Here is a 14,583-nt window from a genome sequence, read left to right on the forward strand (position 1 = left end):
AGGGCCGAGTCATTGACAAAACGATGGCAGTGTACGCGATGATTGCCATCGTGGTGCAGAGTGGGCATAATGCGCGGTTTCGCGATAGTCCTTTTACCGGTTTAAGGAGTTGATTTAATGGCAAATAGCGCACAAGCCCGCAAGCGTGCCCGTCAGGCCGCCAAGGCGCGCCTTCACAACCAATCCCAGCGTTCGGAATTCCGCACTGCCGTCAAGAAGGTGCTGAAGGCCATCGAGGCTGGCGACAAGGCCGCCGCCGCTGAAACCTTCAAGGCTTCGGTCAGCAACATCGACCGCCTGGCCGACAAGGGTGCATACCACAAGAACAAGGCTGCTCGTCACAAGAGCCGTCTGGCTGCTGCCATCAAGGCAATGGCCTAATCGTTTCGTCAGGAACGATAGTCGCAAGACATAGACAAACGAATCGCTGGCCAGCATCGAATGTCCAAGAACCCGCTCTCCGGAGCGGGTTTTTTGTTTTTGTCGTCGCCGTCCTAGCGGCTATCGGCGTCGGCGCGGCGCAGTGCCAGGAAGGCCGACGGCTCCCAGCTGCGCAGCGCCAGCAACAGGCTGGTGCCTTGCGTGGGAAGGTGGCCCTGATCAAGACAGTCGGCGTGCAGCTCGTCGAACTCCTGCAGCAGTCGCAACAGCCGTTGCTGCAGTTTGACGGCGGCGGCGGGGGAGAGCATGGCGTGCTGAAAACGCAGTAGCTCACCAGAGGCATGAAAGGGCGCATCCAGGAAATCGTCCTGTATCCGCGCACGGAAAAAGCGATGTATGGGGCCGTTGGGCAGCCAAGCAAAATCCCGTGCTACCCGCAGCTTCACCCGATTTTCGGGCAGGAGCTGTATCAGCCCCAGTTTATCAAGCTGCAACAAGGCGGCGACACCCTCTGCCGGCGTCAGTTGGTATTGCTGGACGATTTGCGCCAGGGGCCAATGATTGAGTGTGCAGACGGCCACCAGCAACAACTTGGGGCTGGCGACCAGATCAGCTTCTTGCGCCTCGCTAAGGTGCTGCAACTGGGGTTGAGCGGCCTCCATCTCGCGCACCAGGTCGCCCAGCTCCAGGCCTGCCAGTTGGCAAATGGCATCAAGCGTCTGCAGGCTCAGGCTGCAGTGCGAAAACTGACGTTTGACACTGGCCTCACTCAGCCCCAGATGCGGGGCGATCTGGGCATAGGTGAGCCCCCTGGCCTTGAGGGCGCGCTTGAGTGCACTGACCAGTTGCTGGGTTTGTGACATGTCCTGCCTTTGAGTATCGATTTTCGATACCTTAAAGCCTATTTTCTGATGATTTAAATGGCAAGGTTTATTTGGCGATGCCGTTTGGGCAGAGTGCGGGTCACGTAACCCGGAGCAAGCCTTGATGACTCTCGTACTCTCCCGCGGCCTATGTCTGGCCGTAGTGCTGTCTGCCCTGCTAGTCATGGGCTGGCATGGCCCCATAGAACAGGCGGCCGCCTACCACCAATTTGCCGATACCCGAGCCTGGTTGAGCCTGCCCCATGCGGCCGATGTGTTGTCCAACCTCGGCTTCCTGGTGGTTGGGCTTGGCGGTATAGGCCATATGCTGGGCCGCGAAACCGGACTGCGGCGTGGTGATTTGGGTTACGGCCTGTTTTTTCTCAGCCTGATGCTGACGGCAGCGGGCTCGGCCTGGTACCACCTGTCGCCCGACAATGCCCGCCTGGTATGGGACAGGCTGCCGATTGCGCTGGCATGTGCCGGTCTGCTGGGGGCGGTGTTCTGCCGTTGCCAGGAGCAGCTCAGGGAATGGGCCGTGATGGGTGGCTTGGTGGTCGCTGCGGTGTTCAGCGTTGCCTGGTGGCGCTGGACCGACCTGCAAGGCCTGGGCGATTTACGCCCCTATCTGTTGCTGCAATTGCTGCCGCTGGTATTGATACCCCTGCTGCAGGCGGGTAGCGGCACTGGCCGCAAGGAGCGGCTGGGATTTGCTCTCGCCATTGCCTGCTATGTGATCGCCAAAGGCTGTGAACTGGCTGACCATGCCATCCTTGAGGGCCTGGTAGTGGTCAGCGGGCATACCTTGAAACATGTGTTCGCGACGGCCGCGGCAGCGGTGTTGGCATGGGTTTATGCATCCAATACCAGCGAAGCCGCATAGCCGGTTCTAGCGGCAAGGCACTTGGATTTCCGTCAGTACGACCATGCTTTGCATAAATATTTTTGTAATTCATGGCGACTTACTGGCCACCCTGTCGATTCGACTATTGCCAGGCATGGCAGTGCTGCACATCAATCGATAACCATTTAGCACAACGAACTGACTGCAAAATCATTCCCGCCCCGCCGGTCTCATTGATAACACAAACCGAAAGTAACGTACTCTACCATGCTGACACGACTAGAAATGCTGTCCTTTCATGCTGCGGCGATGATCATCGCCAGCATTTTTCTACTACCCGTTTCCGTTGCTATTTTCTCTTTCGCGCAGATGTTTGTTTACTTCCTGGGGTATGGCTATGAATATGGGTTTATGCTTGCAGGTGTGATCTACTTCAGTCTATCTACCTTGGCTACTTATGTTTACGCCAGATGGACACACTCGCATCTTGTGCAGGTCTGGGAAAAATCTGACGTACACAATCCTTCAATCCTGATTCTGCTTGGCCATCTAGCCCCTATTGCCCTTGCTGTTGCACTATTCAACAGTAACCACCAACCCGCTCATATATACGTATTAGTATTGAAAGCCTTGTTTTATCTTGTGCCCTTCGTTGTTTGGGGCGGCTTTTTTTACTGGAAAGGCATGGCGACGATTATGCATCAACTCTCAAATACGCACAGACATCTGCACCACAAGCAATAGTGCTGTTATCACAGAAACAGAATGCGCTGGAAGGCAAAACATTGATGGGCTAACAAATCCCAATAAAGCCGCACGGGCGATGAAAGCACTGCGAGCGAAAGCTCAGTACCAGTTTGTAGCGCATCCATTTGGTGTTCATCGCTTGACTGCTCACAAGACTTTGAAATGTTTCTACGGGGTACGCATCAACTTGAGATAGTCACCTCGCCCCAGCTCGCAATGCCGGGAGCTGTCCGATTCCACTGCCGTGGCCTCAACGGCGACTTTGACGTAGCGGCCTAGTTGCCGCCAGATGGCGATGGAGAGGTGCTGGGTAAAGGCCGCCTGGTCTTCGCCCTCAGGCAGCTCGGCCTCCATGGCGATCTCCAATAGCCAGGCACCGCGAGCTTGGCGGCGGTTGACCCAGGCCGGGCTAAGCCAGGCTTCTCGTATGGCCGACAACACGCGGGTGGGCTCGCTGCTGCCTAGGGGGTAGACGGACAGGTGGACATGATGGCGCAAAGGCATGATGGACTCGGAGTCTGTTCACTGACTTGCTGCGCGGCCCTTGCCCTAGTGTTGGGCGTGTATGGCGGCCCGACCAAGCTGCATCGGGCAGACGCATAGCGGGGCTTGGGCGCTACGCTGCGCCGCTGGCAGTACACCCGGAACATGACCGGGCGCCAACGGTGACCATACCTTGTTTTATCAAAACCCCTGCGGCGCCGCAATGTGAGTTGATCGACAGGCTGAGTGGACTGGTGATATAGAATGGGGCATCCAGACCAGCCCTTACCTGCGCCATGAGCCAAACCGACATCACTTCCAACATGCCACGCATCCTGGTGGTGGACGACTCCCGTATCGTTCGTGCAACGGTCAAGAAGCATCTTTCCACACAGTTCGACATTGTCGAAGAGGCAGATGGCGAGGCGGGCTGGTCGCGCCTTGAGGCAGACCCCGAGATTCTGGTGATGATGACCGATCTCAGCATGCCCAAGCTCGATGGCTTCGGGCTGCTGGGGCGGGTGCGTAAATCCCAGGATGCCCGCATCAAGAATACGCCGGTCATCGTCATCTCGGGAGAGGAGGACCTGGAGGTCAAGCAGCAGGCCCTGGAACGTGGGGCCAACGATTTCGTGACTAAATCGACCGATCGCGCCGAAATGCTGGCGCGGGTATCGGCCGCGGCCAAGCTAGCCCGCACCGCGCGCGAGCTGCGGGCCACGGAGGAGTCGCAGGCACGTACTGCTACCACCGATGCCCAGACTGGGTTGGCGACCGAGCATATGCTACATGTCGAGGGCGACAAGGCAATGGCACACGCGGCCCGCTACCATGGCGAAACCACGCTGGTGCTGTTTGAGCTGGATAAGTTCGACGAGGTGACCTGTGAGCTGGGCGAGGCGGCAGCAGGCCAGTTGATCAATCTGGTAGCCAAGCTGGTGGCGGGCAAGCTGCGCAAGGAAGAGACATTGGCACGCCTGGACGGCCCGTGCTTTGCCGTAATGCTGTACGCCAACTTCAGTGGAGCGACCATTTACGCCGAACGCCTCAAGGAGACGATTGCGGCAGCCAAGGTCAATTTCCGTGGTCAGTCACTGCGCATCACTGCCAGTATCGCCCTGGCCAACTCGGTGCAGGACGGCCTGGCCGACTTTGACGGCATGCTGGGGCTGGCCCAACTGCGGCTGGCCCGCAAGCGTGCTGGTGTAGTGCAGCCCGTGGCAGAAGGGTCGGCCCAGCCATCGGACATGACAGTGGCAGAGGCGCTGGCCCTGATAGCGCAAGGCAAGGAGGCGCTGGTGCAGCCACAATTGCCACGGCTGCTGGAGAGCCTGCAGCCCTTGCTGGCCTTGGCGAGCACGCCTACCGCGTAGTCGGCCGCCAGCCGATCGGGAACCGGCCGTCTGTGTCGGTTTTCCCTGATACTGTCGTAGCAGCCCAACATTCTGAGCAGTGTTGTTGCAAATACGTATAGAAGAATTGCCCCACGCGACAAGTTGTAAGACGATCATCCCCAATTCCCGGGCTGCTACCCTGTGTTCGCGGCTCGACGGAATAGTGCGTACCAGCACATCAGGATGCTGGCAGCCAGGCCGACAAGAGAGGTCAGGCAGTCGGGATCACACTAACTGACCACTATTGATTCGGGAGATCACTCTAATGAGGATCAAGCAGCTCGCTTACGCGATCGGGATGATTGGTATTGCCACTTCGGTTGGCTTTGCCCATGCCGCAGAAGAAGCCTCGAGTACCGAGAAGATTGAAATCACTGGCTCGAGCATCAAGCGTCGTGCTAACCAAGGTAGCCTGCCTGTTCAGGTGATGACCAAGGAAGAAATTTCTCGTAGTGGTGCCACCAGCACTGAGCAATTGCTGGCTTCGATTTCCGCCATCTCCTCTGCTGGTGGTACGACCAACTCGACGGGTGCAGGTTCCTCGACTTACGGTTTGTCCTCGATCTCTCTGCGTGGTCTTGATAGTGATCGCACACTGGTACTGGTTAACGGTCGTCGCGTTGCTGCCTTTGCTGGCGGTGGCGGTGCTACTGTTAACGTGAACTCCATACCGCTGTCTGCCATTGAGCGAGTGGAAGTGTTGAAGGATGGCGCATCGGGCGTTTATGGCTCGGATGCCATCGCCGGTGTGGTCAACTTCATCCTGTCGAAGAACTTCAAGGGTATTGAGCTAGGTGCTCAGGCTGGCCAGGCAACGCGTGATGGCGGCGGCGACAGCGAGAAGTACTCGATCGTGGCTGGTTTCGGTAGCATGGACGATCACGGCTTCAACATTACGGTTGCAGGCTCCTACGAAAAAGAAGATGTACTGAAGGCCAGGGACCGTGAGTTTGCCAAGAGCGGTAACGTCCTGCCCTACTTCACCAACGGTGCCACAGGCCAAGGCAACATCGAGGGTGTCTGGGAGAATGGTGATCGCCATCCTACCCTGTGGGGAACCTCGCCAGCTTCGGGTTACGGCAATCCTGCTGCTGTAGGTGGCAAGTGCGCCTCCATTCAGATGTTCAATGCAGGTACCACCAGCAAGGGCGGACCATACTGTGCCTATGACAGCGCGCCTGATGTCGGCCTGGTGCCGGATCGTGAGCTGACCAATTTTGCTGCCAACTTCTCGGCTAAGCTGGGCGATAACTTCAGCTTCTTCGGCGATGCGCTGTGGTCGGAAAGCGTGGTGAAGCAGAGCTATCAGGCCAACCCAATTCGTAACAGCTTCCTGGTAACCGACTCGCTGTTTGCGGCTCAGGGCGTAGATGCTGCGCTACTGATGAAGCCGACTAACCCCAATTACCATATCGCTGCGGACTACCTGAATTCCATTGGTGCCGGTGCTTTGGTCGGTCAGACGTTGGCTGTGACCTCCCGTACTCTGGGCTTCGGTGGCCGTAAGGGCGAAGATAAGTCTGAGCAGTCGCGCCTGGTGGCGGGCCTGCGCGGCAACTTTGCCAGCCAGGACTTTGAAGTTGCTTACTCGGTTAACAAGAGCGAGACCAATTCGCGAGTTACCGGTGGCTACTTCTCGCAAGTGGCTTACGCCAAGATCATCAACGACACCAACTCCTGGAACCCCTGGGCGCCGGATGGTATAGGCAATGCCAGTGTGCTGTCGGCCCTGAAGGGTGCTGCCTACGTGGGCCCCAGCCTGAACGCCGAGTCCACTAGCGACGTGTTCGACGGCAAGATCTCGGGTGACCTGTTCGATCTGGGCGATCGTCCGGTGCAGTACGCAGCTGGCTTCCAGCATCGCAAGGAAGAGTACGTTACTCGCCCGAGCGCGGCGCTTGAGACTGGCGATATTGCCGGACTGGGCGGTAGTGTTCCGCCGGTGAATCGCGACCGTAATGTGCGCGCATTCTTCGGTGAAGTGGTTGTGCCGGTGCTTTCCAACCTGGAAGCCAACCTGTCGATCCGTAATGACCGATACAACGACGTGGGTTCCGCCAACAATTACAAGGCATCCCTGCGCTGGAACCCGACACGTGCCTTCATGGTCCGCGCTTCGGCTGGTACGGGTTTCCGTGCACCTACCCTGACGGATCTGTGGCAACCCCAGTCGTTGGGTACCTCCGAGCAGTTCACCTACAAGAACCCCAAGGACGGCAAGGTCTACGAGGATGTGCAGGTCAATTCGCTGACTGGCGGTAATCCCAACCTGCGCCCTGAGGAGTCGGATCAGTCCTCGATCGGCTTCCAGTTCTCGCCGAGCTCCAAGTTCACCATCGGTGTGGATCTGTGGAATGTGAAGGTGGAAGACATCCTGTCGACACCGTCGGCACAGGAAACCGTTTCTGGCTTCCTGAAGGGGGATTCGGCCTACGCCGGCAAGGTGACGCTGGATGCCAACGGTGATGTGCAGAGCATTATTCAGACGCTGGCAAATGTCGGTAGCGCCAAGGTTAGTGGCGTGGACCTGGACTTGTCCTACCGTGATAGCTTTAGCTTCGGCCGTATTGAAGTGGCGTTGAACGGTACCTATATGTCCAAGTTCGACCAGACCAGCCCTGGCGGTTTCCTATCGCACAAGGTTGGTACGATTGTCGAGCCGGATGGCAACCCTGTTCTAGATGCTGACGAGGGTGGCGTGGTACTGCGTTGGAAGCATGCCTTGTCTGCGAACTGGTCGACCGGCCCCTGGGCTGCTGGCATCACTCAGAATTTCTACAAGCGCTATCAGGCGGGTAACGATCTGAATGGTGATCAGGTCTACGTGCCTAGCCAGGCTATCTACGACCTTAGCCTTGCCTACAGCGGCGTCAAGGGCCTGAAGTTGGGCCTGGGTGTGAAGAACCTGTTTGATCGCGATCCGCCAATCTTCGTGCCAGTCAGCAACCAGTTCCAATATGGGTATGACATCAGCCTGTACGATCCGCGAGCCCGCTTCGTTTACTTGAACGCCAGCTATAAGTTCTTCTAAGCGAAGTTAAGCTGTAGTTGCTTGTACGCACGGTAACTTAGCGATAAAAACACCCCGAACGCAGTTCGGGGTGTTTTTTATTTGTCCGCCGGTGCGTGCCGTAGGCGTGCAGGTCAGCGCAAGAACCGATTCGTCACCGGATAACGCCAGTCGCGCCCAAAACCGCGGGGTGTTATGCGGGCGCCAATGGCGGCCTGGCGGCGCTTGTACTCGTTGATCTTGAGCAGTTTTACCACACGCAATACATCGGCCTCGCTGTAACCGCGGGCGATGATGTCGGCCATGGACAGGTTTTTTTCCACGTAGAGCGCCATGATGGCATCCAGAATGTCATAGGGCGGCAGGCTGTCTTGGTCTACCTGGTTGTCGCGCAGCTCGGCCGAAGGGGGGCGGGTGATGATGCGGTCGGGAATGATGTCGGACACGCTGTTGCGGTACTGGCTGAGACGATAGACCAGTGTCTTGGCGATATCCTTGAGTACGGCATAACCGCCTGCCATGTCGCCATAGAGGGTGGCGTAACCGGTGGTCATCTCCGACTTGTTACCGGTCGTCAGGACCAGCCTGCCGGTCTTGTTCGATAGTGCCATCAGCAGCACGCCGCGTATGCGGCTCTGCAGGTTTTCCTCGGTTGTGTCCGGTGCCAGTCCGGCGAACTGCGGCGCCAGGGCAGCGCCGAAGGCTTCATACATGGGCTCTATGCTGATCTCGTCATACTGCACGCCCAGTCGACGTATCATTTCGCGGGAGTCGTCCAGGCTGATCTGAGCGGTGTAGCGGGAGGGCATCATCACCGCGCGTACCTTGTCTGCCCCCAGCGCATCCACGGCGATGGCCAGGGTCAGGGCGGAGTCAATGCCCCCAGAGAGGCCGATGATGGCGCCGGGGAAGCCGTTCTTGACGATGTAATCGCGGGTGGCGACGACCAGCGCCTGATAGACCGTGGCCGCTTCGCTACCTGTCGGGGCGATGTCGCCGGGTTCGATATCACCGTCGCTGAAACTCAGCATGGCAGTGGCCGATTCAAAGCGCGGTAGCTGCGCCACCAGTTCGCCAGCCCGGTTCATGGCGAAGCTGGCGCCGTCGAATACCAGTTCATCCTGGCCGCCCACCCAGTTGCAATAGACGATGGGCAGGCCGGTTTCCTCTATGCGCTGTCGCACTATCTGCTGGCGTACATCGTCCTTGCCCACGTGGTAAGGCGAGGCATTGGGCACCAGCAGAATCTGTGCTCCCATGTCGGCGGCTTCGGAGGCCGGCTCCACATGCCAGATATCTTCGCAGATGGGTACACCCACCATGACCACGCTGCCGTCGTGGCAGCGTTGCTCATAAACGCAGGGCAGGGCGCCGGGCGTGAAGTAGCGGCATTCATCGAATACTTCGTTATTGGGCAGTACCATCTTCTGGCCGCGGGCCAGGAAGTTGCCATCGCGCATTACAGTGACACCATTGAAGCGCTCCTGCCCCAGCATGACCGGGTGGCCCACGATCAGCGTGACGTCATCGGCGGCATCCAGCAGCCTGTCCAACTGCTCATTGCAGGCCTGGTAAAAGCTGGGCCGCAGCAGCAGATCCTCGGGTGGGTAGCCGGCAATGGCTAGTTCGGGTACCAGCAGGACATCGGCACGGGCCTCGCGGGCCTCGCTGATCAGGCGCAGGATATGGTCGGTATTGCCGGCGAGATCGCCCACGGTGGCGTTGAATTGGGCGACGGCGATTTTCATGGTCATGGTGAGTCTTTGCAGTGGTGCGGGCGCAGCTTAGTCGTAGGTGGCAGCAGGCTCAAAACGGCAGAGCTTGGCCACCAGCACGGCGGGAAACTGGGCGATGTCGAGGTTGTAGAGGCGGACGGCGGCATCGTGAGTATTGAGCCTATCCGCCCAGGCGTTACCATCAAAGGTTGTGGGGTCGCTCTCTCTGCGCAGGGTCATGCCATCCAGCTCGGCGCGCAGGGCTGCAATGACGTGTCGGGCAGCGACCAGGCGGTTGTAGCAGAGTACCAGATAGACCACACAGGTCAGCACCAGCAGGGTCAGGATCAGGAGTGGCATGGCTATCCTTTATTTACAGCGCGGCTGACAACAAACCGCGTGGCGGTTCTGGCTAGGTACTTGGCGCAGGCGTGCATGTCGCCAGGGTAGGCATGCGCAGCCATGCCAGAAGTGGTTTGGCTGCTGCATTCACCTAGCGACCGGCATAAAGTACGAACATTGCAGGTCTTTTCTTCAGGTCCGGCCTGGTCTGTGACTTCCAGTTGCTGAGTGTTTGCGACACGATGAGTTCATCGCTGCAGCTCAAATCGCGCGCCACGGTCAGTTGCGTGGCCGGTTTGCATGCCTGCAGTATGGCATCCACCATGGCGTCATTGCGGTAGGGCGTTTCAATAAACAGCTGGGCTTCGTTGAGCCTGCTTGAATCTCGCTCCAGCTCGCGTAGTCGCTCCTGCCTGGGGCCGGCCTCAACCGGTAGGTAGCCATGGAAGCGGAAGCGCTGGCCGCTGGCGCCGGCTGCCATCAGGGCCAGCAGTATGGAGGATGGTCCCACCAGCGGTACGACACGTATGCCGCGCCTATGTGCCAGCCTGACCAGGTTGGCGCCTGGGTCTGCCACGCCGGGGCAGCCGGCTTCCGAGATGACACCCACGTCATGGCCGGCTTCCAACGGGGCAAGCAGTGCGGCCAGCTCGCTCTCCTTGCTGTGCTCATTCAGCTCCATCATCTTCAGCTCGGCTATGACGCGCTCGGGGCCGTACAGCTTGAGGAAGCGGCGTGCCGTCTTGGCGTTTTCCACCACCCAGTGGTCTATGCGATTGGCCAGGGTCCGCACGTCATGCGGCAGGATGGCCTCCAGCGGGCCTTCGCCCAGTGGTGCCGGTACCAGATAGAGTGTGCCCTTCATAGCAGTGGATAGCCTTCCTCGCGCAGCATGTGGCACAGCGCTATCAGCGGCAGGCCGATGATGGCAGCAGGGTCGCTGCCTTCCATGCGGTCTATCATGGCGACGCCCAGCCCTTCGGTCTTTGCGCTACCGGCGCAGTCATAGGGCTGTTCGCGCTCCAGATAGCGGGTGATCTCGGCATCACTATAGTCGCGCATGCTGACTTGCCAGGGGACGACGATCTCCTGGGTGCGGCCGCTGGCGCTATTGTGCAGGGCCAGGGCGGTATGGAACACCAGGGTCTGGCCGCGCATGGCACTCAGTTGCACGAAGGCACGTTCGAAATTGCCGGGTTTGCCCAACTGCTCGCCATGTAGCAATGCAACTTGATCCGAGCCGATGATTAGGGCATTGGGATAGCGGCCGGCCAGCGATTGCGCCTTGATTCTGGCCAGGCGGGTCGCCGTTTCGGCGGCAGTCTCGCCGGCAAGGGGGGTTTCGTCGCAATCCGGTGCGGCGACTTCGAATGGCAGGCCCAGGCGGCTGAGCAGCTCGCGCCTATAGCGCGAGGTGGAGCCGAGTACGAGTGTTGGTGTGCTCATGATGGAGGCGGTTCCAGCGGGTTGACTTGATCTTGCGCCCTGCGGCGGCCTGCCTGAGCCTTGCCTGGCCGGCAGATTTGCAGGGGCCAGGAAGGGGCGGGTGGGCTGTGCCTGCACCGCACGGCAAAGGCTAGATTTTTTTGACGTTTGAAGGACTTGGAGTATATCATCCACCGTTTATGTCCGACCTCACCTTCGACAACGGCGAATTTGCCAGACGTGAACGCACCCTGCAGGGGGAATTGGCCTTGGCCGATCTGCCCCGTGTGGCGGCCGACGTGCTGGGCGGTAGTGCCATACAATTTGCCCTGGCCGGCAACGCAGACAAGTACAAGCGCCTGACGCTGGACTTGCGTGTAGGCGGCCAGCTTGAGTTGAAATGCCAGCGCTGCCTCAAGTCCTTGCCGTTCGAGATAGACGTAGCGACACGCTTCACCCTGTTTGCCGACGAGGCCAAGCTGGATGAGGCGGAAGCGGAAGATGAGGACATGGAAGGTTTGCTGTTTGAGCAAGAGTTCAGCCTGCTAAACCTGATTGAGGACGAGATTTTGCTGTCGCTACCCTATGCTCCGGCACACGATGCGTGTGTTGCTGAGGTGGGTGTGGCGCCAGATGCGGACGTAGTGCCGCAAAAGCCGAACCCGTTTGCCGTGCTGGCGGATCTTAAAGGCAAGTTGCAGCGCGGCGAACACTAAGTTTTTGTCATTTTCGAGTTTGATCCAGGAGTTAGAACCATGGCCGTTCAACAGAACAAAAAATCCCCTTCCAAGCGCGGCATGCATCGCGCCCACGATTTCCTGACCGCTCCTGCGCTGGCTGTTGAGCCCAGCACTGGCGAGGCTCACCTGCGTCACCACATCAGCCCCAACGGCTTCTACCGTGGTCGTCGCGTGGTCAAGGCCAAGGGCGAGTAATTGTCCTTTGCTTCGGCAAGCAATACCAAGGCGCGCTTCCTACGAAGCGCGCCTTTTTGTTTGTACTGTTTCAAGCTAGCGCTTGGCGAACATCGCGCTAGCCCGTAATCTCCCGCCCATGGAAATCACAGTCTCTATCGATGCAATGGGCGGCGACCACGGTGTGCATGTCACCGTGCCCGCCGCACTCCAGTTTCTCAAGGCACATCCCGACGTCAATGTGGTCCTGGTGGGTTTGCAGGATGCCATTGAGGCCGAGCTGAAGGCGCGTCACGCCACGGTTGGCCCGCGTCTGCGCATCCATCACGCCAGCGAAGTCGTAGCCATGGACGAGGCGCCCCAGTTGGCCCTCAAGAACAAGAAAGACTCGTCCATGCGGGTGTCCATCAATCTGGTGAAGTCCGGCGAGGCGCATGCCTGCGTGTCGGCAGGCAACACCGGTGCGCTGATGGCCACGGCCCGTTTTGTGCTCAAGACCCTGGCGGGCATAGATCGCCCTGCCATCGCCAAGATGCTGCCCACCATGCACGGCACCAGCTGCGTGCTGGATCTGGGGGCCAATGTCGACTGTACGCCCGAGCAACTGTATCAGTTCGGCGTGATGGGGGCGGCGCTCAGCAGTGCGCTCAATCACCAGGACAGGCCCACGGTCGGCCTGCTCAATATAGGCTCGGAGGACATCAAGGGTAACGAGGTGGTCAAGGAGGCAGCCGAATTGCTGAAGGCGTCCAGTCTCAACTTCCGTGGCAATGTGGAAGGCAATGACATCTACAAGGGTACGGTGGATGTGGTGGTCTGCGACGGCTTTACCGGCAACGTGGCATTGAAGGCCTCGGAAGGCCTGGCCAAGATGCTGACCGAGATACTGAAGGACGAGTTCTCCCGCAGTTGGTGGCGCAAGCTGATTGCCCTGGTGGCTATGCCGGTGTTGCTGAGTTTTCGCCACCGCATGGATACCAGGCGCTTCAATGGCGCCAGCCTGTTGGGCCTGCGCGGTATTGTGGTGAAGAGTCACGGCGGTGCAGACAGGCTGGGTTTCTACTATGCGCTGGAGCAGGCCTTGGAAGAAGCCCGTTCCGGTGTGCTGCACAAGATTACCGAAACCATGGCGGACCATGTGGTGGCCAGCAAGGCGGCGGCCGAGCGAACTTAGCGAAACTGGATATGGCACAGCTTGCCTAGTGCACTGTGAGCTCGGGTAGGGTAGGGGTGCGATCAAGCGTACCTAGGGTGGCCTGGGCTGGATAGCTGGGTCGATAGCCTGCACAGGCGGCGTTGCTGTGCGAACAAAGAGGGGGTTGTGGGCGGGCCCCGGTATTTTCTGACCCGTGCGACTATGTCTCGTGCGGGCATTACCCCAGCGTACCGCTGCCCAAGAGGCGGCGGATGGAGAGACCGAAGTGCAGTATTCCCGCATTGCCGGCACGGGCAGCTATTTGCCCGCGCGCGTACTGGCCAACGCCGAGTTGGCCCAGCAGGTTGATACCAGTGACGAATGGATAGTGACGCGTACGGGCATCCGTGAGCGTCGTATCGCCGCTGCAGACGAGCTGACCAGTGATCTGGCGCTCAAGGCCAGCCTGGCGGCGATGGAGGCGGCGGGTGTTACCGCAGCCGATATCGACCTGATCATCGTCGCCACCACCACCCCCGATGTCGTGTTCCCCAGTACGGCCTGCATATTGCAGGACAAGCTGGGTGTGCATGGTTTTCCGGCCTTCGATGTGCAAGCCGTTTGTGCCGGTTTTGTCTATGCCCTGGCGACGGCTGACCAGTTTGTTCGTGGTGGCATGGCCAAGACGGCGCTGGTGGTGGGGGCGGAAGTGTTCTCTCGCATACTGGATTGGGATGATCGCAGTACCTGTGTGCTGTTTGGCGATGGTGCGGGCGCAGTGGTGCTGAAAGCCACGGACCAGCCGGGCATTCTGGTCACCAAGCTCAAGGCGGACGGCCGCTACCGTGACATCCTGACAACCCCGGCCAGCATCATGCACGGCGATGTCAGCGGCAAGCCCTTCCTGCATATGGATGGCCCGGCGGTATTCAAGTTTGCGGTCAAAGCGCTGGCCGAGCTGGCTACCGAAACGTTGGCTGCGGCGGGCTTGCCGCAGTCCGAGCTGAGCTGGTTGGTGCCGCATCAGGCCAATCTGCGCATTATCGAATCCACCGCCAAGCACCTGGGGCTGAGCATGGACAAGGTGGTGGTCACCCTGGATAGGCATGGCAACACCTCCGCCGCGTCCATCCCGCTGGCCCTGGATGAGGCGGCCCGAGCTGGTCGCTTCAAGCCGGGTGAGTTGCTGCTGCTGGAGGGGATAGGCGGCGGATTTGCCTGGGGATCTGCCCTGCTGCGCTGGTAGGCGGCGGGCGGCGGCGCATCAAACAAGCGCCTGCTTGCTAGCGGTTTGACCGCTTGAAGGGTAGTATCTGCGCTTATTTTCTGG

General features: G+C 59.3%; 15 protein-coding genes. 9 read left to right on the top strand and 6 right to left on the bottom strand.

Annotated features, from left to right (window positions below):
* Positions 1–117: 117 nt before the first annotated feature.
* Positions 118–381, top strand: a complete 264-nt coding sequence (gene rpsT / locus QQK16_RS20735; RefSeq protein WP_284198405.1) for a 30S ribosomal protein S20 — start codon at positions 118–120, stop codon at positions 379–381.
* Between the two features lie 113 nt (positions 382–494).
* Here rpsT and QQK16_RS20740 read toward each other — a convergent pair whose 3' ends face one another.
* On the bottom strand, positions 495–1,244 hold the full coding sequence (locus tag QQK16_RS20740; protein WP_284198406.1) for a helix-turn-helix domain-containing protein: 750 nt from the start codon (positions 1,242–1,244) through the stop codon (positions 495–497).
* A 124-nt stretch (positions 1,245–1,368) separates the two neighbouring features.
* On the opposite strand from QQK16_RS20740, the gene QQK16_RS20745 reads away from it, so the two are divergent.
* Together QQK16_RS20745 and QQK16_RS20750 are read left to right on the top strand one after the other, a co-directional pair.
* Entirely contained in the window at positions 1,369–2,127 is a 759-nt protein-coding gene (locus tag QQK16_RS20745) for a hypothetical protein (RefSeq protein WP_284198407.1), read from the top strand.
* A gap of 228 nt (positions 2,128–2,355) precedes the next feature.
* Positions 2,356–2,832 (top strand): hypothetical protein, encoded by a 477-nt coding sequence (locus QQK16_RS20750; protein WP_284198408.1) that lies wholly within the window; start codon positions 2,356–2,358, stop codon positions 2,830–2,832.
* A 171-nt stretch (positions 2,833–3,003) separates the two neighbouring features.
* Here the strand turns inward: QQK16_RS20750 and QQK16_RS20755 are convergent, their stop codons facing one another.
* On the bottom strand, positions 3,004–3,339 hold the full coding sequence (locus QQK16_RS20755) for a hypothetical protein (RefSeq protein WP_284198409.1): 336 nt from the start codon (positions 3,337–3,339) through the stop codon (positions 3,004–3,006).
* 275 nt (positions 3,340–3,614) lie between these two features.
* On the opposite strand from QQK16_RS20755, the gene QQK16_RS20760 reads away from it, so the two are divergent.
* A complete protein-coding gene (locus QQK16_RS20760; protein ID WP_284198410.1) occupies positions 3,615–4,691 on the top strand; it encodes a GGDEF domain-containing response regulator in 1,077 nt (358 codons plus the stop codon).
* Positions 4,692–5,010: 319 nt separating this feature from the next.
* Complete coding sequence (locus QQK16_RS20765; protein ID WP_284198411.1) at positions 5,011–7,743, top strand: TonB-dependent receptor; 2,733 nt, start codon at positions 5,011–5,013, stop codon at positions 7,741–7,743.
* A gap of 113 nt (positions 7,744–7,856) precedes the next feature.
* Here the strand turns inward: QQK16_RS20765 and QQK16_RS20770 are convergent, their stop codons facing one another.
* The 4 genes from QQK16_RS20770 to QQK16_RS20785 all read right to left on the bottom strand — a co-directional run bounded on the left by QQK16_RS20770 (position 7,857) and on the right by QQK16_RS20785 (position 11,225).
* On the bottom strand, positions 7,857–9,476 hold the full coding sequence (locus QQK16_RS20770; RefSeq protein ID WP_284198412.1) for an NAD+ synthase: 1,620 nt from the start codon (positions 9,474–9,476) through the stop codon (positions 7,857–7,859).
* A 30-nt stretch (positions 9,477–9,506) separates the two neighbouring features.
* The gene (locus tag QQK16_RS20775; RefSeq protein WP_284198413.1) at positions 9,507–9,797 is read right to left on the bottom strand and encodes a hypothetical protein; all 291 of its coding nucleotides are present in this window, start codon (positions 9,795–9,797) and stop codon (positions 9,507–9,509) included.
* Between the two features lie 133 nt (positions 9,798–9,930).
* The gene (locus QQK16_RS20780) at positions 9,931–10,644 is read right to left on the bottom strand and encodes an SAM-dependent methyltransferase (protein ID WP_284198414.1); all 714 of its coding nucleotides are present in this window, start codon (positions 10,642–10,644) and stop codon (positions 9,931–9,933) included.
* Positions 10,641–11,225: a Maf family nucleotide pyrophosphatase gene (locus tag QQK16_RS20785; RefSeq protein WP_284198415.1), complete on the bottom strand. Its 585-nt coding sequence runs from the start codon at positions 11,223–11,225 to the stop codon at positions 10,641–10,643. Before QQK16_RS20785 ends, QQK16_RS20780 begins: the two co-directional genes overlap by 4 nt.
* Positions 11,226–11,404: 179 nt before the next feature.
* Between QQK16_RS20785 and QQK16_RS20790 the strand changes: the two genes are divergently transcribed.
* From QQK16_RS20790 to QQK16_RS20805, 4 genes are all read left to right on the top strand, one after another.
* Positions 11,405–11,920, top strand: a complete 516-nt coding sequence (locus QQK16_RS20790) for a YceD family protein (RefSeq protein WP_284198416.1) — start codon at positions 11,405–11,407, stop codon at positions 11,918–11,920.
* A gap of 39 nt (positions 11,921–11,959) precedes the next feature.
* Positions 11,960–12,139, top strand: a complete 180-nt coding sequence (rpmF, locus tag QQK16_RS20795; RefSeq protein ID WP_099405109.1) for a 50S ribosomal protein L32 — start codon at positions 11,960–11,962, stop codon at positions 12,137–12,139.
* Between the two features lie 118 nt (positions 12,140–12,257).
* A complete protein-coding gene (gene plsX, locus QQK16_RS20800; protein ID WP_284198417.1) occupies positions 12,258–13,292 on the top strand; it encodes a phosphate acyltransferase PlsX in 1,035 nt (344 codons plus the stop codon).
* Between the two features lie 247 nt (positions 13,293–13,539).
* Positions 13,540–14,499 (top strand): beta-ketoacyl-ACP synthase III, encoded by a 960-nt coding sequence (locus QQK16_RS20805; RefSeq protein WP_284198436.1) that lies wholly within the window; start codon positions 13,540–13,542, stop codon positions 14,497–14,499.
* Positions 14,500–14,583 lie beyond the last annotated feature (84 nt).

Origin of the sequence: Chitinimonas prasina (assembly GCF_030160395.1) — a bacterium.
GTDB lineage: Bacteria > Pseudomonadota > Gammaproteobacteria > Burkholderiales > Chitinimonadaceae > Chitinimonas > Chitinimonas prasina.

What these genes read in the sequence shown, in the direction of transcription:
- rpsT (WP_284198405.1), top strand. Translation starts at nt 118, where the DNA reads ATGGCAAATAGCGCACAAGCCCGCAAGCGTGCCCGTCAGGCCGCCAAG.
- QQK16_RS20740 (WP_284198406.1), bottom strand. Translation starts at nt 1,244, where the DNA reads ATGTCACAAACCCAGCAACTGGTCAGTGCACTCAAGCGCGCCCTCAAG.
- QQK16_RS20745 (WP_284198407.1), top strand. Translation starts at nt 1,369, where the DNA reads ATGACTCTCGTACTCTCCCGCGGCCTATGTCTGGCCGTAGTGCTGTCT.
- QQK16_RS20750 (WP_284198408.1), top strand. Translation starts at nt 2,356, where the DNA reads ATGCTGACACGACTAGAAATGCTGTCCTTTCATGCTGCGGCGATGATC.
- QQK16_RS20755 (WP_284198409.1), bottom strand. Translation starts at nt 3,339, where the DNA reads ATGCCTTTGCGCCATCATGTCCACCTGTCCGTCTACCCCCTAGGCAGC.
- QQK16_RS20760 (WP_284198410.1), top strand. Translation starts at nt 3,615, where the DNA reads ATGAGCCAAACCGACATCACTTCCAACATGCCACGCATCCTGGTGGTG.
- QQK16_RS20765 (WP_284198411.1), top strand. Translation starts at nt 5,011, where the DNA reads ATGATTGGTATTGCCACTTCGGTTGGCTTTGCCCATGCCGCAGAAGAA.
- QQK16_RS20770 (WP_284198412.1), bottom strand. Translation starts at nt 9,476, where the DNA reads ATGACCATGAAAATCGCCGTCGCCCAATTCAACGCCACCGTGGGCGAT.
- QQK16_RS20775 (WP_284198413.1), bottom strand. Translation starts at nt 9,797, where the DNA reads ATGCCACTCCTGATCCTGACCCTGCTGGTGCTGACCTGTGTGGTCTAT.
- QQK16_RS20780 (WP_284198414.1), bottom strand. Translation starts at nt 10,644, where the DNA reads ATGAAGGGCACACTCTATCTGGTACCGGCACCACTGGGCGAAGGCCCG.
- QQK16_RS20785 (WP_284198415.1), bottom strand. Translation starts at nt 11,225, where the DNA reads ATGAGCACACCAACACTCGTACTCGGCTCCACCTCGCGCTATAGGCGC.
- QQK16_RS20790 (WP_284198416.1), top strand. Translation starts at nt 11,405, where the DNA reads ATGTCCGACCTCACCTTCGACAACGGCGAATTTGCCAGACGTGAACGC.
- rpmF (WP_099405109.1), top strand. Translation starts at nt 11,960, where the DNA reads ATGGCCGTTCAACAGAACAAAAAATCCCCTTCCAAGCGCGGCATGCAT.
- plsX (WP_284198417.1), top strand. Translation starts at nt 12,258, where the DNA reads ATGGAAATCACAGTCTCTATCGATGCAATGGGCGGCGACCACGGTGTG.